The sequence below is a fragment of the Novosphingobium sp. GV079 genome, assembly GCF_003058045.1.
Taxonomy (GTDB): domain Bacteria; phylum Pseudomonadota; class Alphaproteobacteria; order Sphingomonadales; family Sphingomonadaceae; genus Novosphingobium; species Novosphingobium capsulatum.
In genome coordinates, this window is the sequence record NZ_QBUE01000005.1 from 356,677 (window position 1) to 375,294 (window position 18,618).

At 66.2% G+C, this 18,618-nt stretch carries 20 protein-coding genes; 7 read left to right on the forward strand and 13 right to left on the reverse strand.

Features of this window, described 5'->3' with window-relative positions:
* Positions 1-5: 5 nt before the first annotated feature.
* From C8K14_RS09535 to C8K14_RS09555, 5 genes are all read right to left on the reverse strand, one after another.
* Positions 6-821: a siderophore-interacting protein gene (locus tag C8K14_RS09535; RefSeq protein WP_107716474.1), complete on the reverse strand. Its 816-nt coding sequence runs from the start codon at positions 819-821 to the stop codon at positions 6-8.
* A 108-nt stretch (positions 822-929) separates the two neighbouring features.
* Complete coding sequence (locus C8K14_RS09540; protein ID WP_107716538.1) at positions 930-2,339, reverse strand: trehalose-6-phosphate synthase; 1,410 nt, start codon at positions 2,337-2,339, stop codon at positions 930-932.
* A complete protein-coding gene (locus tag C8K14_RS09545; protein ID WP_233250996.1) occupies positions 2,336-4,180 on the reverse strand; it encodes a glycoside hydrolase family 15 protein in 1,845 nt (614 codons plus the stop codon). The genes C8K14_RS09540 and C8K14_RS09545 overlap by 4 nt, the downstream gene beginning before the upstream one ends.
* Positions 4,177-4,950, reverse strand: coding sequence for a trehalose-phosphatase (gene otsB / locus C8K14_RS09550; RefSeq protein ID WP_107716475.1), 774 nt, complete (start codon positions 4,948-4,950; stop codon positions 4,177-4,179). Before otsB ends, C8K14_RS09545 begins: the two co-directional genes overlap by 4 nt.
* A 123-nt stretch (positions 4,951-5,073) precedes the next feature.
* Positions 5,074-5,502: a MerR family DNA-binding protein gene (locus C8K14_RS09555; RefSeq protein ID WP_107716476.1), complete on the reverse strand. Its 429-nt coding sequence runs from the start codon at positions 5,500-5,502 to the stop codon at positions 5,074-5,076.
* An 87-nt stretch (positions 5,503-5,589) separates the two neighbouring features.
* On the opposite strand from C8K14_RS09555, the gene C8K14_RS09560 reads away from it, so the two are divergent.
* A complete protein-coding gene (locus tag C8K14_RS09560) occupies positions 5,590-6,330 on the forward strand; it encodes a MauE/DoxX family redox-associated membrane protein (protein WP_107716477.1) in 741 nt (246 codons plus the stop codon).
* Between the two features lie 58 nt (positions 6,331-6,388).
* Here the strand turns inward: C8K14_RS09560 and guaA are convergent, their stop codons facing one another.
* Positions 6,389-7,960 carry a glutamine-hydrolyzing GMP synthase gene (gene guaA, locus C8K14_RS09565; protein WP_022676802.1) on the reverse strand — a complete coding sequence of 524 codons (1,572 nt, stop codon included), beginning with the start codon at positions 7,958-7,960 and terminating at the stop codon, positions 6,389-6,391.
* Between the two features lie 623 nt (positions 7,961-8,583).
* Here guaA and gluQRS point away from each other — a divergent pair.
* The 5 genes from gluQRS to C8K14_RS09590 are packed head-to-tail and all read left to right on the forward strand — an operon-like array spanning position 8,584 to position 11,537.
* Positions 8,584-9,453, forward strand: coding sequence for a tRNA glutamyl-Q(34) synthetase GluQRS (gene gluQRS, locus C8K14_RS09570; protein WP_233250997.1), 870 nt, complete (start codon positions 8,584-8,586; stop codon positions 9,451-9,453).
* Positions 9,450-9,683: an HIG1 domain-containing protein gene (locus C8K14_RS09575; RefSeq protein ID WP_107716479.1), complete on the forward strand. Its 234-nt coding sequence runs from the start codon at positions 9,450-9,452 to the stop codon at positions 9,681-9,683. The genes gluQRS and C8K14_RS09575 overlap by 4 nt, the downstream gene beginning before the upstream one ends.
* A gap of 18 nt (positions 9,684-9,701) precedes the next feature.
* Positions 9,702-10,262 carry a cob(I)yrinic acid a,c-diamide adenosyltransferase gene (locus C8K14_RS09580; protein WP_107716480.1) on the forward strand — a complete coding sequence of 187 codons (561 nt, stop codon included), beginning with the start codon at positions 9,702-9,704 and terminating at the stop codon, positions 10,260-10,262.
* Positions 10,263-10,287: 25 nt separating this feature from the next.
* Positions 10,288-11,157: a 3-hydroxyacyl-CoA dehydrogenase NAD-binding domain-containing protein gene (locus C8K14_RS09585; protein ID WP_107716481.1), complete on the forward strand. Its 870-nt coding sequence runs from the start codon at positions 10,288-10,290 to the stop codon at positions 11,155-11,157.
* Between the two features lie 59 nt (positions 11,158-11,216).
* Positions 11,217-11,537, forward strand: a complete 321-nt coding sequence (locus tag C8K14_RS09590) for a hypothetical protein (protein ID WP_022676806.1) — start codon at positions 11,217-11,219, stop codon at positions 11,535-11,537.
* 112 nt (positions 11,538-11,649) lie between these two features.
* On the opposite strand, the gene dapE is transcribed toward C8K14_RS09590, so the two are convergent.
* The 7 genes from dapE to rpmH form a co-directional block, all read right to left on the reverse strand.
* The gene (gene dapE / locus C8K14_RS09595) at positions 11,650-12,801 is read right to left on the reverse strand and encodes a succinyl-diaminopimelate desuccinylase (RefSeq protein ID WP_107716482.1); all 1,152 of its coding nucleotides are present in this window, start codon (positions 12,799-12,801) and stop codon (positions 11,650-11,652) included.
* Positions 12,798-13,466 carry a glutathione S-transferase family protein gene (locus C8K14_RS09600; RefSeq protein ID WP_022676808.1) on the reverse strand — a complete coding sequence of 223 codons (669 nt, stop codon included), beginning with the start codon at positions 13,464-13,466 and terminating at the stop codon, positions 12,798-12,800. Before C8K14_RS09600 ends, dapE begins: the two co-directional genes overlap by 4 nt.
* A gap of 236 nt (positions 13,467-13,702) precedes the next feature.
* Positions 13,703-14,329 (reverse strand): ribosome biogenesis GTP-binding protein YihA/YsxC, encoded by a 627-nt coding sequence (gene yihA, locus C8K14_RS09605; RefSeq protein ID WP_107716539.1) that lies wholly within the window; start codon positions 14,327-14,329, stop codon positions 13,703-13,705.
* A 35-nt stretch (positions 14,330-14,364) separates the two neighbouring features.
* Positions 14,365-16,170 carry a membrane protein insertase YidC gene (gene yidC / locus C8K14_RS09610; protein ID WP_062783584.1) on the reverse strand — a complete coding sequence of 602 codons (1,806 nt, stop codon included), beginning with the start codon at positions 16,168-16,170 and terminating at the stop codon, positions 14,365-14,367.
* Between the two features lie 43 nt (positions 16,171-16,213).
* Positions 16,214-16,423, reverse strand: coding sequence for a membrane protein insertion efficiency factor YidD (yidD, locus tag C8K14_RS09615; protein WP_082208922.1), 210 nt, complete (start codon positions 16,421-16,423; stop codon positions 16,214-16,216).
* A 4-nt stretch (positions 16,424-16,427) separates the two neighbouring features.
* Positions 16,428-16,907 carry a ribonuclease P protein component gene (rnpA, locus tag C8K14_RS09620; RefSeq protein ID WP_369801279.1) on the reverse strand — a complete coding sequence of 160 codons (480 nt, stop codon included), beginning with the start codon at positions 16,905-16,907 and terminating at the stop codon, positions 16,428-16,430.
* A 20-nt stretch (positions 16,908-16,927) separates the two neighbouring features.
* Positions 16,928-17,062: a 50S ribosomal protein L34 gene (gene rpmH, locus C8K14_RS09625; RefSeq protein WP_028657364.1), complete on the reverse strand. Its 135-nt coding sequence runs from the start codon at positions 17,060-17,062 to the stop codon at positions 16,928-16,930.
* Between the two features lie 202 nt (positions 17,063-17,264).
* Between rpmH and C8K14_RS09630 the strand changes: the two genes are divergently transcribed.
* Positions 17,265-18,587: a sensor histidine kinase gene (locus C8K14_RS09630; RefSeq protein WP_022674471.1), complete on the forward strand. Its 1,323-nt coding sequence runs from the start codon at positions 17,265-17,267 to the stop codon at positions 18,585-18,587.
* The last annotated feature ends 31 nt before the right edge of the window (positions 18,588-18,618 follow it).

Genomic DNA, 18,618 nt, shown 5'->3' on the forward strand with positions numbered 1-18,618 from the left:
GGCGGTCAGTGCCCACCGGCCGCGTCAGCCTCGCCCAGGTTCTTGGCCGAGGAATCCGCTTGGCCCGCCACCCAATAGCCGGCCGCCTTGATCCACCGCTTGTCGAGGCCGCGCGTTTCCACCAGGTATTCGCGGGCGGCGCGCGCCACGCCGGCTTCGGCCGCAATCCACACGAAGGTGGCCGGCGGCAGGTCGATCTGCGCCAGCGCGGCGATGATCGGCGCAGGATCGGTGGCGGCCGCAGCGTCGCGATGCAGCCAGTGCGTTTCCAGCGTGGCGGCGGTGGCAAAGGTCTGCTCGTCGGCCGCGCCCGGCACGGCGCCGATCACCGTGGCATGCACCCCGGCGGGCAGTTCCTCCACGCGGCGGCCGATCGCCGGCAGCGCGGTTTCATCGCCCACCAGCAGCCAATGGGCAATTGGCCCCTCGATCACCTGCGAACCGCGCGGGCCGCCAATGCGGATGGGATCGCCCACCCGGGCCGCGCGCGCCCAGTCAGATACCGGGCCGCCTTCATGGTCGAAGAAATCGATGGTCAGGGTGCCGGCGGCGGCATCGTGGTGGCGCGGCGTATAATCGCGCATGATCCGCTCAGCCGGCCCGCCTTCGACGAAAACCTTGATGTGATCATCGGGCGCGCCGCTGACAAAGCCTGCCAGTTCGGGCCCTTCGGCCACGATGCGGATCATGTTGGGGGTCAGCCGCTCGTGCCGCGCGATGCGCAGGGTGCGCAGCGTGGTTTCGTGGCGCATGCGGCGCAGCACCGGCGCCTCGGCAGGATCGGAGGGCGGGGTGGTGGTCTGGCTGGCTTGGCTGGTCATCGGGGGCCTGTCTGTGCGGAGTGGGGCAGGGAATTGCTGTGAACGAGTTCTAAGATATATCTTTGAGCGCTCTTTGGCAAGCCCCAAGCACCGTTCAGCCCGTAATGGTCACGATTGCACCTCGCTCAGTGCGGGTTCCTGCGCTTCATCAGGATCAAGCGCGGCCATGAACTGGCCCAGCCACCACATCACGTCCTGCTCCAGCACGGTATCCATCAGCGCGCGCCAGCGTTCCTGGCGTTCGGCCAGCGGCATGGTCAGCGCCTGGCCCAAGGCATCGGCGATCTCTTCGGGGCTATAGGGATTGACCAGCACCGCCTGGCTCATCTGCGCGGCCGCCCCGGCAAAGTTCGACAGCACCAGCACGCCCGGATCGGCCGGGTCTTGCGCCGCCACGAATTCCTTGGCCACCAGGTTCATCCCGTCGCGCAGGGGCGTAACCAGGCCCACCTTGGCGGCGCGATAGACGCCGGCGAGCACATCGCGCGGATAGCCCTTGTTGACATAGCGCAGCGGCACCCATTCCACGCTGGAAAACTCGCCATTGATCCGCCCCGAAAGCGAATCCAGGCTGGCGCGGATTTCCTGGTAGGTCTGCACGCTTTCGCGGCTGGGCGGGGCAATCTGCAGCAGGAAGACCTTTTCGTGCAGGTCTTCACGTTGCGACAGCAGGCGTTCATAGCCGATGAAGCGTTCCTGCAGGCCCTTGGAATAGTCGAGCCGGTCCACGCCCACGATCATCGCGCGGCCGCCAGCACTTTCCTCCATGCGCTGGCGCATCGCCTCGGCCACCGGGCCATTGGCGGTGTCGGCAAATTCCTGGGCGTCGATGCCGATCGGGCAGACCACCGCGCGCAGGGTGCGGCCATTCCAGGTGACGGTGTTGTCTTCGCCGATCGTCGCGTCCATCTGCGCGCGGACGTAATCGATGAAGCTTTCCAGCCAATCCTGGGTGTGAAAGCCCACCACATCATAGCCGAACAGCGATTCGACCAGTTCCTGGTGATTGGGCAGCGACACCATCAGCCGCATCGGCGGCCAGGGAATGTGCAGGAAAAAGCCGATGCGGTTGGCCACGCCGCGTTCGCGCAGGCGCTGGCCCAGCGGGATCAGGTGGTAATCGTGCACCCACACCAGATCGTCCTTGGCGATCAGCGGCAGCAGCGTATCGGCAAAGCGGGTGTTGACGCGTTCATAGCCATCGACGAACCCGCGCTCGAACTCGGCCAGGCTCACGCGATAGTGGAACAGCGGCCACAGCGTGCGGTTGGCAAAGCCATCGTAGTATTCGTGGATGTCCTGCGGCTCCAGATCGACCGTGGCGGTGGTGACGCCGGCCGATTTCTGGAAATTGATATGGCCGGTAAAGCTTTCGGTCTCCCCGCCCGACCAGCCGAACCAGATGCCGTCGCTTTCGCGCAGCACGGTGGACAATGCGACGGTCAGTCCGCCCTGGTTGCCCGGCTCATCTTCACTGGGCGGCTGGACACGGTTCGAGACGACGATCAGGCGCTTCACCTTATGGCACTCCATGGCTTGCTCAGCAGGCCGGCACAGTTGATCATGCCAACGAGCGAGTAGGTCTGCGGGTAATTGCCCCACAGCTCCCCGGAAACGGGGTCGATATCTTCTGACAGCAGCCCGGCTGCGGTGCGGCGGGCGAGCATTTCCTCAAACAGTTCGCGCCCTTCCGGCGCCCGCCCGGTGGCATGGAGCGCTTCGATCAGCCAGAACGTGCAGACGTTGAAGGCGGTCGTCGGCAGACCGAAATCATCCTCGCTGGCATAGCGCAGCATATGGCTGCCACGGCGCAGGCCTTCTTCCACCGCGCGCAAGGTGCCCTGGAAGCGCGGATCATCGGGCGGCAGGAAGCGCATGTCGAGCAGCTGGATCAGGCTGGCGTCGAGATCGTCCCCACCAAACGTGGCGGAAAAGCGCTGCGTTTCCGGGCGCCAGGCGCGCGCCTCGATCGTGGCGCGGATGGCATCGGCGCGGTTCTGCCAGAAATCGGCGCGTTCGGGCAGGCCCAGTTCGGCGGCGATGTTGGCCAGCCGATCGCAGGCGGCCCAGCACATCGCCGCCGAATAGGTGTGTACATCGGCGCGGGTGCGGAACTCCCACAGGCCCGCGTCGGGCTGGTCATGCACCTGGAAGGCGCGCTCGCCTACCGCTTCCAGCGCCTCGAAATCGGCCATGCCGGCCATGCGATAGAGCCGGCGGTCGATGAACGCCTGGGTGTTGCACAGCACGATCTGGCCATAGGCATCGTGCTGGATCTGTTCATAGGCCTGGTTGCCCACGCGCACCGGCCCCATGCCGCGATAGCCGGGCAAGCCCTGCGCCTCCCACTCGGTCAGCTTGTCTTCGCCGCCCAGGCCATAGAGCGGCTGGATATGGCCGCCGCGCGCGCCCTCGACCACGTTGCGCAGATATTCGAGATAGCCTTCCAGCACATCGAGCGCGCCCAGGCGATTGAGCGCCTGGATCGTGTAATAGGCATCGCGAATCCAGCAGAAGCGATAGTCCCAGTTGCGCCCGGAATCGGCGTGTTCGGGAATCGAGGTGGTCAGTGCCGCCACGATCGCGCCGGTTTCCTCGAACTGGCACAGCTTGAGCGTGATGGCGCTGCGGATCACCGCGTCCTGCCATTCCAGGGGAGTGGCTAGGCCGCGCGTCCAGTGGCGCCATTCGGCAATCGTGCGCGCCAGCATTTCTTCCAGGCCATGGCCCAGATCGTTGGCAAAGCTTTCGTCCGGCCCCAGGAAGAAATGCAGCGTGCGCTCCACCCGGAACGATCGCTCGTCGTTCACCCAGCCGATCGGAGCATCGGTGGACAGGCGCAGAGTCAGGTCTTGCAACAGATAGCGGATATGGTGCGAACCGCTGGTGCGCGCCGGGACGGTGGCGCCCCATTCGCTGGCCGGCCGCAGCGCCACGCGGATGCGCGGGCTGCCCGCCAGGCGCCGCACGATGCGGGCAAATGCCACCGGCCGATACATGCGCCCGTGGTTCTTGTAGCGCGGGCAGAAATCGACCACCTCGATGGCGCCGCCCTGGGCATCGGTGTGGGTGGTGATCAGCACCGGAGTATTGCGGATATAGTGCTGCCGCGTCGCGACCACGTCATCCAGGGTGATCGACCAGAAGCCCTTGGCCGCCGGATCGCCCGGCGCCTTGTCATCAAGCAGCGCGCAAAACGTCGGGTCGCCATCGAGCCGCGGCACGCAGCCCCAGACCAGGTTGCCGCTGCGATCGATCATCCCGGCCACCTGGCAATTGCCGATCGGCCAAAGATCGACGCTGGCGGCGTGGCTGTTGTCTTCGGTCATTTCCGTCTCTTGCATGCGTGCCTGGGTCATTCCGGCACCTCCGCCGTGCCATCGGCAAAGGCGCGCAGGAACGCGCGCACCGCATGCGGCGAGGGCAAGGCCAGGGTGGCGGCCGTGCTGCTGCCGTTGAGCGCCCGTTCGCCCACCAGCACGCCATGGCCGCCCAGCGCGCGGGCAGCGGCAAACCCGGCCTCGTCGGTCAGGTCATCGCCAAAGAACACCGGCCGCGTGCCGATCATGCCCTTGCGCGCCATCAGGCGGCGTACCGCCTGCCCCTTGTCGCCGCCGGGCATGCGCAGTTCCACCAGGTCCTTGCCGTGCTGGATCTTGAGGGCGTGGCTATCAGCCAGTTGCACCGCCATGGTTTCGGCCTGTTGGCGCGCTTGCGGCGCCAGGCGCCAGTGAAAGGCCACGCCGTATGACTTTTCCTCGACCAGGCAGCCCGGCCAGGTTTGCGCCAGGCTATGAAATGCGCTGGCCACGTCATTCAACACGGCCAGGCGTTCGGGCCGCGCCCATACTTCGTTCCAGCGGTATTCGAGGCCATGACTGCCGGTCACGGGCAGCGCCTGGGCAATCGGGCCGAGAATGAGGTCGATCTGTTCGAGCGAACGCCCGCTGACCATGGCCAACCGCCCATCCAGACGCTCGGCCAGATCGCGCAGCAGCGCCCGCGTCGGGCCATCGGCGCGCACGGCTTCAGGGTCGTCGGCCAGCTCCAGCAGGGTGCCGTCGATATCGAGAAACACGGTCGCGCCTTCGAGCAAGCCGGGGCGCGGCGCAGGCAGTGTGGCGGGCATGGTGGCGGTAAAAGGAATGGGGGCGCTCCTTGGCTGTGGCTGTCAGCTGACGCGCCTTATCAATCGCCAAAACCCCCTTTGGTTCCCGTTTGTCGCCTGACGTGATCGGCAAGTAATTGTTTTTTAACGATCGAATGCTGCCAGAATAGGGCAGGGTCCGGCCTCGCCAGCATGGCATGCCTGCGCCAGGTGTTGCAGCGCGGCGCGCGCTTCTTCCAGCGCGGCGATCCTGGCGTCGAGCGTGGCGATCTGCTGCGCCGCCAATGCGTGCACGCGGGCACGATCGCTCGTGGCATCCAGCGCGAGCAGTTCGCTGATCTGCTCCAGCGTAAACCCGGCGGCCTGGGCAGCGCGGATGAAGCGCAAGCGGCGCACGTGGCTTTCGTCATAACGGCGGATAGCGCCGCCGGCACCATCCCCGCGCTCGGGCGTTTCGAGTATCCCGCGCCGCTGGTAATAGCGCACGGTTTCCACGCCCACTTCTGCCGCGCTGGCCAGGCTGGCGATCGTCAGGCGGCCGGGCGGTGAAGAAGCAGCATTTTGCGCAGGCATCCCTTGACTCCGTACCATGGTACGGACCCTATATGGGGTGCAGCTGCGCTGTTTCCAGCCGGTGTCCGTTGTAAAAAGGCCGCTGCTATGACCACTCCCGCCCCCCGCGCCGTCCTCTATCGCATGGTGATGGACAAGCATATTTGCCCATTCGGCCTCAAGGCCAAGCACTTGCTGCGCCAGCGCGGCTTTGCGGTGGAAGACCACTGGCTGCGCACGCGCGCGGAAACCGATGCGTTCAAGGCGGCGCACGATGTGCGCACCACACCGCAGGTGTTTATCGATGGCGAGCGGATCGGCGGCTATGACGATCTACGCCGGCATTTCGGCCTTGCGGTGCCCGATCCCAAGGCCACCAGCTATACGCCCGTCGCGGTGCTTTTTGCCCTGACCGCGCTGATGGCGCTGGCCGCCAGCCAGGCCGCGTTTGGCACCCCGTTCACCCTGCGCGCCGGCGAATGGTTCGTCGGCATGAGCATGGCCGTGCTGGCCCTGCTCAAGCTGCAGGATCTCGATCGCTTTGCCACGATGTTCCTGGGCTATGACCTGCTCGCCCAGCGCTGGGTGCCCTATGCCAGCGTCTATCCTTTTGCCGAGGCGCTGGCCGGCGTGCTGATGATCGCTGGGGTATGGACCTGGCTGTCGGTGCCGGTGGCGCTGTTCATCGGCACGATCGGCGCGGTCTCGGTATTCAAGGCCGTCTATGTCGACCGCCGCGAGCTGAAATGCGCCTGCGTGGGCGGATCGAGCAACGTGCCGCTCGGCTTCGTGTCGCTGACCGAAAACCTCGCCATGGTGGCCATGGCGCTGTGGATGCTGCTGCGCTGATGCCACGAAAAAGGGTGCCGGAACTTATGGTTCGCGGCACCCTTTGGGATCGATCAGATCATTCCCACTCGATCGTGCCGGGCGGCTTTGACGTATAGTCATAGACCACGCGGTTGATGCCCTTGACCTCGTTGACGATGCGCGTCGCCACGCGGCTGAGGAAGCCGGCGTCGAAGGGATAGATATCGGCGGTCATGCCATCGGTCGAGGTAACCGCGCGCAGTGCGCAGACCGAATCATAAGTGCGATGGTCGCCCATCACGCCCACGGTGCGCACCGGCAGCAACACGGCAAAGGCCTGCCAGATCGCGTCGTAGAGCCCGGCGTTGCGGATTTCCTCGAGGTAGATCGCGTCGGCCTTGCGCAGGATGTCGCAGCGCTCGCGCGTCACTTCGCCGGGGATGCGGATGGCCAGGCCCGGCCCGGGGAACGGGTGTCGGCCCACGAAGATATCGGGCAGGCCCAGCTCGCGGCCCAGTGCGCGCACTTCGTCCTTGAACAGTTCGCGCAAGGGCTCGACCAGCTTCATGTTCATGCGTTCGGGCAGGCCACCCACGTTGTGGTGGCTCTTGATCGTCACCGAAGGCCCGCCGGTGAACGACACGCTTTCGATCACATCGGGATAGAGCGTGCCCTGCGCGAGGAAATCGGCGCCACCCACCTTGCGCGCCTCGGCCTCGAACACGTCGATGAAGGTCTTGCCGATGAACTTGCGCTTGGCCTCGGGGTCGGTCACCCCTTCCAGGCCCTTGAGGAACAGCGTGGACACGTCCACGTGGACCAGCGGGATGTGATAGTGGTTGCGGAACAGCGAGACCACCTGTTCCGCCTCGCCCAGGCGCATCAGGCCATGGTCGACGAACACGCAGGTCAGCTGGTCACCGATCGCCTCGTGGATCAGCACGGCGGCAACGGCCGAATCGACCCCGCCCGAAAGGCCGCAGATCACGCGGGCATCACCCACCTGAGCGCGGATTTCCGCGATCTTGGTCTTGCGGAATTCGGCCATGGTCCAATCGCCGGTGCAGCCGCAGACGTGGCGCACGAAATTGGCGATCAGCTTGCCGCCATCGGGGGTGTGGACCACCTCGGGGTGGAACTGCGTGCCGTAATACTTCTTTTCGTCGTTGGCGATGACGGCAAAGGGCGCGCCATCGGACACCGCGACGATGCGGAAGCCCGGCGCAAACTGCGTCACCTTGTCGCCGTGGCTCATCCACACCTGGTGGCGTTCGCCCACGGTCCACAGCCCGTCGAACAGCACGCAAGGCTCGGTCACGGTCAGGAACGCCCGGCCGAATTCGCCCGAATCGCCTGGCTGCACTTCGCCGCCGAGCTGGTGGCTCATCACCTGCTGGCCATAGCAGATGCCCAGGATCGGCAAGCCGCTGTCGAACAGCACCTGCGGCGCGCGCGGGCTGCCATCGGCAGGCACGCTGGCGGGCGAGCCCGAGAGGATGATGCCCTTGGGCTTCATGCGGTGGAATGCCGCCTCGGCCTGGGTGAACGGGGCGATTTCGGAATAGACGCCGGCCTCGCGCACGCGGCGTGCGATCAGCTGCGTCACCTGGCTGCCAAAATCGACGATGAGGATCGATTCGGGGGCCGATTCTTCGGGCTGGATAGTCATGGCTGGCCGATAAGGAAGGCGGGCCAGACTGTCCAGCACTTGGCCAGCTGTCGGCGCAAATTCTGCGCCACAGCCCGCAGTGTGGCGTCATGGCCGCGCAATGCGGTAAAACTGTTGCGGATATGTCACGATAACTACGGTTGCGCGATGTGGATTGCGTTTTGCGCAAGTGCTGGCGCCAGGATCGCACTTGTAACAAAACCGCCTCGTCTTATGTGGGCGTCAGTTCGCGGCTCCGAGCCTTACCCTGCCGGCGCGACGGACTGAGAGGATCCTGCAAGGTTTAACAATGAACTTTGCAATTCGCAGGAAATCAGGAGCACACCATGCGCAAGATCGCAACCGTTGTGCTGCCGCTCATCCTCGCCGCTGGTCTCAGCGGCGCGATGTTCACTGCCACGCTTGTCTAAGCGCTGGCGGCAGCACTGATATATGTCTGGTCGGTCCTCTCAAGCGACCATGGCATATCTATGAGATAGTAAGTAAAGCCCCGCAGCGCGATGTCACCGCATCGCGGCGGGTCTTAAAGCGGCGGTCCGGTGGGGCCGCCGTTTTGCGTTTCGGACAATTGTGTCTTATGGGATACACTTGTTCCTCTGGGGAAACCTTCTACCCATCCGGCCATGTCCGCCGCTCTCGCCATGCCTTCTGCCGTCACGCGTTTCGCGCCCAGCCCCAATGGCCCGCTGCATCTTGGTCATGCCTGGGCCGTGATCGTGGCGCACGATCGCGCGCAGGCCGATGGCGGCACGTTCCTGCTGCGGATCGAGGATATCGACGGCGCGCGCAGCCGGCCCGAACTCGCCGTAGCGTTTCGCGCCGACCTCGCCTGGCTTGGCCTGTCATGGCATGAGGTGACGCCCCAGTCGCAGCGCCTGGCGCACTATCGCCGCGCCGCCGATCACCTGCGCGCAGCGGGGCTGCTCTATCCGTGCCGCTGCACCCGGGCAGAGATTGCCGCTGCCGCCACGGCGCAGGGGCCGGACGGGCCGATCTACCCCGGCACCTGCCGTCAGCACCCGGTGGCGCCCGGCGCGGACGTGGCCTGGCGGCTGGACATGGCCAAGGCCGCTACACTGGCTGGCCCGCTGTCGTGGGTGGATGAGCGGCGCGGGGAGCAGCGCGCCACGCCGGAGATGTTTGGCGATATCGTGCTCTGGCGCAAGGATGCGCCGGCGTCCTATCACCTGGCTGCCACGGTGGACGATGCCGCTGACGGGGTGAGCGTGGTCACGCGCGGCATCGACCTGTTCCGCGCCAGCCACGTGCATCGCCTGCTTCAGGCACTGCTTGGCCTGCCGGTGCCGCGCTGGCACCACCATGCCGTGCTGATCGGCCCCGATGGCCGCAAGCTGGCCAAGCGTCGCGACGCTGCTGGCCTGGCAGAACGGCGCCTGGCCGGGGACGATGGCCTGGCGCTGGCTGCCGCATTGCGCGCTGGTCTTTTTGACACTGGCATTTGCCTGGCAGACACCATAGACCTGCTGCCATGACCTATGTGCTCGTGCCCCTGTTGATCGTGCTCATGGCGCTGACCGTCTGGTCGCTGCTGCGCGGCGTGATCGCGTTCCTGCGCACCACGCGCGAAGGCTTGGAGCGGGGCGAGGAAGGCGTGCGCGAGATGCAGCTGCTGCAGAACCGCATGATGTTCAATCGCATCAAGTTCCAGGGGCTGGCCATCGTCGTGGTCATCGTGTTGCTGATGGTCGGCGGCAAGAACTGAACGGGCTCGTTCCATTTCATGGTCAAGCTGAACAAGATTTACACCCGCACGGGTGACGATGGCACGACCGGGCTGGTCGATGGCTCGCGCCGCGGCAAGCACGAGGCGCGCATGGCCGCGATCGGCGAAGTGGACGAGGCCAACAGCGCGCTAGGCCTGGCCGCATTGGTCGTGCCGCCCGATGCTGGCGCGGAATTGACGCGCATCCAGAACGACCTGTTCGACCTTGGCGCCGATCTGGCCACCCCCGGCAGCGATTTCGCTCCTGGCGATATGACGCTGCGCGTGGTGCCGGGGCAGGTCGCCTGGCTGGAGGCGATGATCGACGCGCGCAATGCCGCGCTGCCGCCACTCACCAGCTTCATCCTGCCGGGCGGCAGCGAGGCGGCCGCGCGCGTGCACCTGGCCCGCGCGATTACCCGCCGCGCCGAACGCGCCGCCGTGGCGCTCGCCGCGCAAGAGCCGGTCAACCCGGCGGCGCTTGCCTATCTCAATCGGCTGTCGGATTATCTGTTCGTGCTGGCCCGCGCGCTCAATGCCGGGCGCGATCCGTTGTGGGTGCCGGGGGCCAGCCGCTGATCAACCGTGTAGAAGGATAGTGGGCATGCAGACCGTTGCCGTGATCGGGGCCGGGCAGATGGGCGCAGGCATTGCGCAGGTCATGGCCCAGGCCGGGCTGGCCGTGCTGCTGGCCGATGTGAACCTGGCCGCCGCCGAAAAGGGGCGTGACAAGATCGCCAAGGCGCTCGCGCGCCTGGTCGCCAAGGACAAGATCGGCGCCGCCGATGCCGATGCGATCGTGGCGCGCATCACCCCGGTGGCGGACTATGCGCCGATGGCTGCGGCCGACCTGATCGTGGAAGCCGCGACCGAGCGCGAAGACATCAAGCAGAAGATCTTTGCCGCCGCTGGCGCCGTCCTCGCGCCGCATGCGATCCTGGCGAGCAATACCAGCTCGATCCCGATCACCCGCATGGCAGCGGCCTCGCCCGATCCGGCGCGTTTCATCGGGCTGCATTTCTTCAACCCCGTGCCGGTGATGAACCTGGTCGAGGTGATCCCGGGCCTCGCCACCTCGGCCGCCACGCTCGATACGATGCGCGCGCTGGTCGGGCGGCTCAACAAGGAACTTGTGCTCTCGCAGGATGAGGCTGGCTTCATCGTCAACCGCGTGCTGATGCCGATGCTCAACGAAGCGGCCTTCGTGCTGGGCAGCGGCACCGCCAGCATCGTCGATATCGACAAGGCCTGTCGCCTTGGCCTCAACCATCCGATGGGGCCGCTGGAACTGGCCGATTTCATCGGGCTGGATACCTGCGTGGAAATCATCCGCGTGCTGCATTCCAGCACGGGTGACAGCAAGTATCGCCCCGCGCCGCTATTGGTGAAATATGTCGAGGCCGGCTGGCACGGCCGCAAGACCGGGCGCGGGTTCTATGACTATAGCGGCGAGATGCCTGTCCCCACGCGGTAGGCAAGTGCGGGGGAACGGGGCGCCGCGCGGCGCGTAGTTCCGGCAAAGGAGTGACGCGCATGAGCAAGGCAATCCCCGATCTCGCCCCCGAGGCGCACAACCAGGAACAGGACGATTCGTCGTCCCAGGCCCAGACCCTGGCCGATGAAGCGCTGGGCCGTGCCACCGCAGTGCTGGGCGCCGCCGAAGACAGCGAACGCGTGTCTGGCGATGGCGACGAGCCCGGCTCAACCCCCGATCTGGTCGATCACATGAAGCAGATGGTATCATCGGGCCGGATCGACATGGGCGCCTATCGCGGCGAGCGCAACGACGACGACGAGGAAGGCGGCCTGGGCGAAGCGGGCATCGACGACGATACCCCGCGCGGCGCGGAATAAGGCTTGCCGGGCGCTGTGATAGCGCCCTTCGACAAGCTCAGGGTGAACGGAACCATAGGGACAACCCTGGTTCCGTTCAGGCTGAGCTTGTCGAAGCCTTGAGGCTTACAATTCAGGCCGATGGTTGTTGGAGCGCCGCCAAGGCAATGCGGCGATAGATTCGCGCCAGTACGCGCAGGTCTTCCATCGCGACGGCCTCATCCTTCTTGTGCATCGTCGCATTGCACAGGCCGAATTCCACCACCGGGCACAGTGCGCGCAGAAAGCGCGCATCCGATGTACCGCCGGTGGTCGACAGTTCCGGCGTGACGCCGGTTTCTGTCTGCACTGCCTGCGCGATCAGCGTGGAAAAATCGCCGGGCAGGGTAATGAAGCTTTCGCCCGAAATAACCGCCCGCGCCGTGCCGCCATGGCGGCTGCCAATGGCGCTGACGCGATCGACCAGCCCCTGGCCGGTATGCAGATCGTTGAAACGGATCGACAGCCGGGCGCGCGCCTGGGCAGGGATCACGTTGGTGGCTGGGTTGCCCACCTCGATATCGGTGATTTCCAGGTTGGACGGCTGAAACCAGTCGCTGCCTTCGTCCAGCACCAGGCCATCGAGTTCGGCCAGCATGGCAATCAGCCGGGGAATGGGATTGTCCGCGAGGTGCGGATAGGCGACATGGCCCTGCGCGCCATCGACGGTGAGCCAGATATTGACCGAGCCGCGCCGGCCGATCTTCATCATGTCACCCAGCCGGTTGACCGAGGTGGGCTCTCCCACCAGGCACAGATCGGGCAGGCTGCCCTCTCCCGAACCAGCCAGCGCGCGCATGCGCTCGATCAGGGCGGCTGTGCCATAGCGCGCCGGGCCTTCCTCGTCGCCGGTGATGATCAGGCTGATCGTGCCGGCCTCTTGCGGGATTTCCGCCAGCGCCGCGACGAAGGCGGCGATCGCGCCCTTCATGTCCACCGCGCCACGGCCATAGAGCAGTTCGCCGCGCCGCTCGGCGGTGAACGGCGCGCTGCTCCAGCCCTGGCCCGGCGGCACCACGTCAAGGTGCCCGGCAAAGGCGAAGTGGCGGCTGCCGGCCGGGCCCTGGCGGATCGCGAACAGGTTCTCCACCGGCCCATCGGGCGCTTCGCCCTCGACAAAGCGGTGCACGGCAAAGCCCATCGGCACGACCATGGCTTGCAGCACATCGAACACGCTGCCGGTGGCCGGCGTCACGCTGGGGCAGTCGATCAGGCGTTCGGTCAGGGCAACGGGATCGGCGCTCATGTGTGGCTGGCTTCCTCGAACTGTTCGATGGTCCATTCTTCGTCTTCCGCTGCCTCGATCCAGGCCTGCATCCACGGATGCTCCCACAGCGCCTGCATATAGGCGACGGCAAAGCCGGGCACGCCCACGCCATAGGTGACGAAGCGCGAGACCACCGGGGCATAGATGATGTCGGCCGCGCTGAACGTGCCGAACAGGAACGGGCCACCCTGGCCAAAGCGGGCGCGCGCTTCGGCCCAGAGTTGCAGGATGCGCACGATATCGGCGCGCACATCGTCGCGCACCTCGGGCTGGGCCTGCCGGCGGCGGATGTTCATCGGCATGTGGCCGCGCAGCGCGAAATAGCCCGAATGCATTTCCGCCACCATCGATCGCGCCATGGCGCGGGCGGCATCGTCCTTGGGCCAGAAGCGATCGCGGCCCACCTTGTCGGCCAGATAGTCGATGATCGCCAGGCTGTCCCACACCACAGCATCGCCGTCCCACAGGATCGGCACTTTGCCCGATGACGGCGCCAGATTGGCATCGCGGCGCTTGGCCTCGTCCCAATCATCGCCATAGAGCGGAACGGTGATTTCCTCGAAAGCCAGGCCCGATTGCTTGGCGGCCAGCCAGCCGCGCAACGACCAGCTGGAATAATTCTTGTTGCCGATGACCAGCTTCATGCGGGGCCTTTCGCGTGGGGCGTGGCCTTTCCGCCTAAAGCCTGGGGGGCGGGCTGTCGAGGGTGTGGGCGTGGCGCTTGCCAGCGGGGGGCTTCGACAGGCTCAGCCCGAACGGGGATGAAAGTCTAAACTCCCCTCCTCTTCAGAGGAGGGGCCGGGGGTGGTGCGAAGGCTTGCGCCATGTTTCCACCACCCCCCGGCCCCCTCCTCTGAAGAGGAGGGGGAGGGAATGCGGGTCAGACCGCCGCGTCGTCCAGCACGGCGCCGCGCAGGGCGGCGATGCCCAGGCCCTTTTCCGACGAAGTCACGCTGACCTCGGGGTGGGCGGCGATGTGCTTGCGCGCGATGGTCTGGGTCTCTGCCACCACGTCGGCCAGTTCGCTGGCCTTGATCTTGTCGGCCTTGGTCAAGACCACGCGATAGCCGACGGCGGCTTCGTCGAGCATCTGCATCATTTCGGTATCGACCGTCTTGATGCCGTGGCGGCTGTCAACCAGCAGCAGCGTGCGCTTGAGCACCACGCGGCCACGCAGATAGTCGCGCACCAGGCGGCGCCACTGCTCCACCACCTTGGGCGGCGCCTTGGCAAAGCCATAGCCGGGCATGTCGACCAGGCGGAACAGGGTGGGGGTGCCCACCTCGAAATAGTTCAGTTCCTGCGTGCGACCCGGCGTGACCGAGGTGCGCGCCAGCGACTTGCGCCCGGTGAGGGCATTGAGCAGCGAGGACTTGCCCACGTTGGAGCGGCCGCAAAACGCGATCTCGGGAAAGTCCGGCTCGGGCAGGAATTTGAGTTCAGGGGCGGATTTGAGGAACTCCACGCGGCCGGAGAAGAGCGCGCGGGCGCGCTCTTCCAGAGCCATCAGGCGCAGGCCTTCTTCGTCGGGACCGGTGACGCTCACTTCTTTTTCGGCTTTGCTGTAATGGTGGCGTCGCGCGCGGCGGCGCGATCGAGGTTCTGCTGGTCCTTGGCCGCCTGCGCCTTCAACTGCGGATGGCGGCTATAGAGATAGCGCTGCTGGCCGATGGTGAGCAGGTTGGAGGTGATCCAGTAGAGCAGCAGGCCCGAGGCAAACGGCGCCATGACGAACATCATCATCCACGGCATCAGGCCCATGATCTGCTGCTGCGCGGGGTCCATCGCGGCGGGTTGCAGCTTGAACTGCGCCCACATCGTCACGCCCAGGATGATCGCCAGCACGCCGATGCCAAGATAGGCGGGCGGGGTGAACGGCAGCAGGCCGAACAGGTTGAGCACGTGGAGCGGATCGGGCGCGGACAAATCCTTGATCCACAGCACGAAGGGCTGGTGGCGCATTTCGATGGTCAGCACCAGCACCTTGTAGAGCGCAAAGAACACCGGGATCTGCAGGAAGATCGGCAGGCAGCCGGCCAGCGGGTTCACGCGCTCTTCCTTGTAGAGCTTCATGATTTCCTGCTGGGCCTGGGCCTTGTCGTCCTTGTAGCGTTCCTGGATCGCCTTCATCTTGGGCTGGAGCGCGCGCATCGCCGCCATCGAGGCGAACTGGCGCTGCGCCACCGGGAACATCATGCCGCGCACCAAGAGGGTGAGCAGGATGATCGCCAGGCCGAAGTTCTTGACGCCGTGGAACAGCGAATCGAGCAGCCAGAAGATCGGCTTTTCGAACCAGCGGAACCAGCCCCAGTCGATCGACAGCGACAGGTGCGTCACGCCCTGGTTTTCATAAGCCTCAAGGACGTTGTTTTCCTTGGCACCGGCAAACAGGCGCAGGGTCTGGCTCTGCGTCTGGCCGGGGGCCACGCTGGCGGCCGGCCAGATCAGGTCAGCAGCAAACAGGTTGTTGCCCAGCGCGCGGAAATCGGCGGCGGGCTTGGCCGCGCCATCGGCCGGGATCAGCGCCGAAAGCCAGTAGATGTCGGTAAAGCCGATCCAGTTGGCCGCGCCTGCCGGCGTGATCGAGCCGACCTTGGCGACATCGGTGTAGTTGTTGGAGAAATTGACCGAGCCATCGAACGCGCCGATCGGGCCGGAATGGACCTGCCAGGTATCCTGGCTCATCGTCTTGTCGGTGCGGTTGATGCGGGCAAACGGCGCGACCGAGGCAGCCGTGGGCGCGGCGTTGGTCACGCTCTGCGTCACGGTCAGCATGTAGTTCTGGTCGATCGCGTAGCGCAGGCTGAAGGTTTGCCCGGTGGGGTTGCGCCAGGTCAGCGTAACCGGGGTGGCCGGCGTCAGCTTGGTACCTTGCGCGGTGAACACGGTCTGCCCGTTGGGCGCGGCCACGCCGTTCTGCCCCAGCCAGCCGACCTGGGCAAAATGCTGCGCCGGGGTGCCGGCGGGCGAGAACAGGCGCACCGGCGGGCTGTTCTTGTCGATGGTTTCGCGATGGCGCACCAGCGTCAGGTCATCGACCACGCCGCCGACCAGGTTGATCGAGCCCTTGAGGCCCGGCGCATCGATCGGCACGCGGTTGCCTGCGGCCAGTTCCTGGGCCAGGTCCTTCTGCTCCAGCGCCACGTCGGCCGGGGCCTGCAGCCCGCCTTCGCGGGTGGGCTTGGCCGGCGGGCCGCTGCTGGCGGGCGCGGCCACGGGCGCCTGGCTGGCCATAGCCGCCGGCTTGCCCTTGGGCTGCGGATAGAAATAGGCGATGCCATAATCCCAGCCGATCAGCAGCAGGCCCATCAGGACCACCGCCAGGATCAGGTTGCGCTGTTTCTCCACTGTGCCTCGCGTTCGTTGAATCAAGCTGTTTGGGAAAGGGTGTTCAGGGGACGGGATCGTACCCGCAGCCACCCCAGGGATGGCAGCGCAATAGCCGCAAGGCGGCAAGCCAGCTACCCTTAATCGCACCATGCTTGGTCCACGCCTCGATCGCATATTGCGAGCACGAGGGGGCAAAGCGGCACGAAGGTGGCAAGACGCGGGATGGGCCAAGCTGCCAGCCCCGGGCGATGAGGATGAGCAGGCGCTTCATGGGCTCAGCGGCCGTAGGCGGGCTTGGGTTCGCGCGGTGGGCCGCGCCTGGTGCCGGGCTTTCCGCCCGATTTGCCGCCAGGCTTGCGGGGCGGATCGCCCTTGCCGGCAGCAGCGCGCGACAGGGCCTGGCCCAGTTCGCTGCGCAGCAGGGCGAAATCGCGCTCCACCCCGTTTTCGCGGCCGATTAGCACATGATCGGCGCCGGCAATGCCGTGGGCGGGCAGCAGTTCGCGCAGCAGCGCGCGAAAGCGCCGCTTCATGCGGTTGCGCGCCACGGCGTTGCCGATCTTCTTGGTGACGGTCACCCCGAATCGCAGCGAGCCGTCGGCGCGCGACAAGGGGTTCACCAAAAGCACGAATCCGGGCCTTGCGACCCGGATTCCGCGATTGGCGGCGAGAAAATCCGCACGCCGGGCCATCGTCGCCAAGCGGGCACTGCGCCGAGGAGAGCGGGCCGGATCGGCCCCGGTCTCAACCGACATGGTGCCCGAAGGGCGCGCGATCAGGCCGAGAGGTTCTTGCGGCCGCGGGCGCGACGAGCGCGCAGCACCTTGCGACCACCGACGGTGGCCATGCGGGCGCGGAAGCCGTGGCGGCGGGCACGCACGAGGTTGCTGGGCTGGAAAGTGCGCTTCATGGTTCAGCTCTTCTTCTTGTCTGGCGAATCGGTATAACAGGCACGCCGCCGCAACCGACGCCGAGCCGAAATCAGGGGTGCGCCGATAAGCGAGGGCGCGCCATCCGTCAAGCATTTGCCGAGGCGCGATTGTGCCACGCGGGCGCAAACCCGCAATGAAAATGCCATTGGCGAAATTCCCACAAGGTTCTAGGGCAAAGGCATGGTTGCCGACGAAACCGGGCAGGCCCAAAGCTGGGGCCGCATATGGCGCCGCAAGCCGGCCTGGCTGACACTGGCGCTGTTTGCCGTGCTGGCCCTGGCGCTGCTGGGTACCTTTGCCCTGATCTTTACCACGGTCGATGCCGAGCGCGTGCAGCGCGAGCAGGCGGCGCGCACCAGCGCGGTGCTGGCCGCGCTCGATGGCATCGTGGCGGCCACGCTCAACGGCGAAACCGGGCAGCGCGGCTATTACATCACCTATGACCGCCGCTATCTGGTGCCTTATACGCAGGGCCATGCCGCCTATGAGGCGGAAATCCGCGCGCTGCGCCGCCGCCTGGGCCAGGGCATCGATCCGCAGCAGGCCGCCCTGGTGGATGAGATCGAGCGCCTGGGCGATGCCAAGTGGGCCGAAATGGCCGGCACGGTGGAACTGGTGCGGCGTGGCGAACTGGTCGAGGCACGGGTGCGCACCCTGTCTGACGAGGGGCAACTGGCGATGGAGGCCCTGCGCCAGGCCGTGGGCCGGCTGGAACGTACCGAGCGCGCGCGGCTGGATGCCGCGACCGACAGTGCTGCCATGGCCGAGGCGCGCGTCATACCCTCGCTGGGCCTGCTGGCGGTGATCATCACCATCGCGCTGATCCTGGGGCTGTGGCAGGTGATCCGCACTGCCCAGGCGCAGGCAGCCGCTGCCAATGCCGCGCTGATCGCCGAGGCGCGCGACCGCGCCGACCTGCTGGCGCGCGAGCTTAATCATCGCGTAAAGAACCTGTTCGCGGTGATCCTGGCGATCGTGAAGATGTCGGCCCGGGGCGATACCGCCGCGGCCCCGGCGGTGGACCGCATTGCCAAGCGCATCCACGCCCTGGTCACCGCGCACGATGTGACGCAGGGGCGCCACGATGGTGATGGCGAGGTGGACCTGGCCGATCTGGTGACCAAGGCGATCGCGCCCTACCGCTCTGACAGCGAACGCTGCAACCTTTCGGGCGGGACACTGGTTGTGTCGGGCCGCCACGCCGTGCCGCTGGGCCTGGTGCTGCACGAATTGGTGACCAATGCCGTCAAGTATGGCGCCTGGTCGGCCCCGGGCGGACTGCTCGAGGTGCGCTGGGAACACCATGCGGCGGACAAGACCGTGCGCCTGGTGTGGCAGGAACGCGCCGCCGCGCCGCTGGTGCTGCCCGAAGACGGCGTGCCGGCGCGCGAAGGCTTTGGCTCGGCGCTGATCCGCAGTTCCGAACGCCAGCTCGACGGGCGCATCGTGCGGCGCTTTTCGCCCGAGGGGATCATGGTGGAGATTACGTTCCCCCACGCATGATCCCGCCGGATCATCCCTTGGGCGCCTGGCC

Excerpts from the sequence above, each read along its gene's own strand:
- C8K14_RS09535 (WP_107716474.1), bottom strand. The coding sequence starts at position 821 with ATGACCAGCCAAGCCAGCCAGACCACCACCCCGCCCTCCGATCCTGCC.
- C8K14_RS09545 (WP_233250996.1), bottom strand. The coding sequence starts at position 4,180 with ATGACCCAGGCACGCATGCAAGAGACGGAAATGACCGAAGACAACAGC.
- otsB (WP_107716475.1), bottom strand. The coding sequence starts at position 4,950 with ATGCCCGCCACACTGCCTGCGCCGCGCCCCGGCTTGCTCGAAGGCGCG.
- C8K14_RS09555 (WP_107716476.1), bottom strand. The coding sequence starts at position 5,502 with ATGCCTGCGCAAAATGCTGCTTCTTCACCGCCCGGCCGCCTGACGATC.
- C8K14_RS09560 (WP_107716477.1), top strand. The coding sequence starts at position 5,590 with ATGACCACTCCCGCCCCCCGCGCCGTCCTCTATCGCATGGTGATGGAC.
- guaA (WP_022676802.1), bottom strand. The coding sequence starts at position 7,960 with ATGACTATCCAGCCCGAAGAATCGGCCCCCGAATCGATCCTCATCGTC.
- gluQRS (WP_233250997.1), top strand. The coding sequence starts at position 8,584 with ATGTCCGCCGCTCTCGCCATGCCTTCTGCCGTCACGCGTTTCGCGCCC.
- C8K14_RS09575 (WP_107716479.1), top strand. The coding sequence starts at position 9,450 with ATGACCTATGTGCTCGTGCCCCTGTTGATCGTGCTCATGGCGCTGACC.
- C8K14_RS09580 (WP_107716480.1), top strand. The coding sequence starts at position 9,702 with ATGGTCAAGCTGAACAAGATTTACACCCGCACGGGTGACGATGGCACG.
- C8K14_RS09585 (WP_107716481.1), top strand. The coding sequence starts at position 10,288 with ATGCAGACCGTTGCCGTGATCGGGGCCGGGCAGATGGGCGCAGGCATT.
- C8K14_RS09590 (WP_022676806.1), top strand. The coding sequence starts at position 11,217 with ATGAGCAAGGCAATCCCCGATCTCGCCCCCGAGGCGCACAACCAGGAA.
- dapE (WP_107716482.1), bottom strand. The coding sequence starts at position 12,801 with ATGAGCGCCGATCCCGTTGCCCTGACCGAACGCCTGATCGACTGCCCC.
- C8K14_RS09600 (WP_022676808.1), bottom strand. The coding sequence starts at position 13,466 with ATGAAGCTGGTCATCGGCAACAAGAATTATTCCAGCTGGTCGTTGCGC.
- yihA (WP_107716539.1), bottom strand. The coding sequence starts at position 14,329 with ATGGCTCTGGAAGAGCGCGCCCGCGCGCTCTTCTCCGGCCGCGTGGAG.
- yidD (WP_082208922.1), bottom strand. The coding sequence starts at position 16,423 with ATGAAGCGCCTGCTCATCCTCATCGCCCGGGGCTGGCAGCTTGGCCCA.
- rnpA (WP_369801279.1), bottom strand. The coding sequence starts at position 16,907 with ATGTCGGTTGAGACCGGGGCCGATCCGGCCCGCTCTCCTCGGCGCAGT.
- rpmH (WP_028657364.1), bottom strand. The coding sequence starts at position 17,062 with ATGAAGCGCACTTTCCAGCCCAGCAACCTCGTGCGTGCCCGCCGCCAC.
- C8K14_RS09630 (WP_022674471.1), top strand. The coding sequence starts at position 17,265 with ATGGTTGCCGACGAAACCGGGCAGGCCCAAAGCTGGGGCCGCATATGG.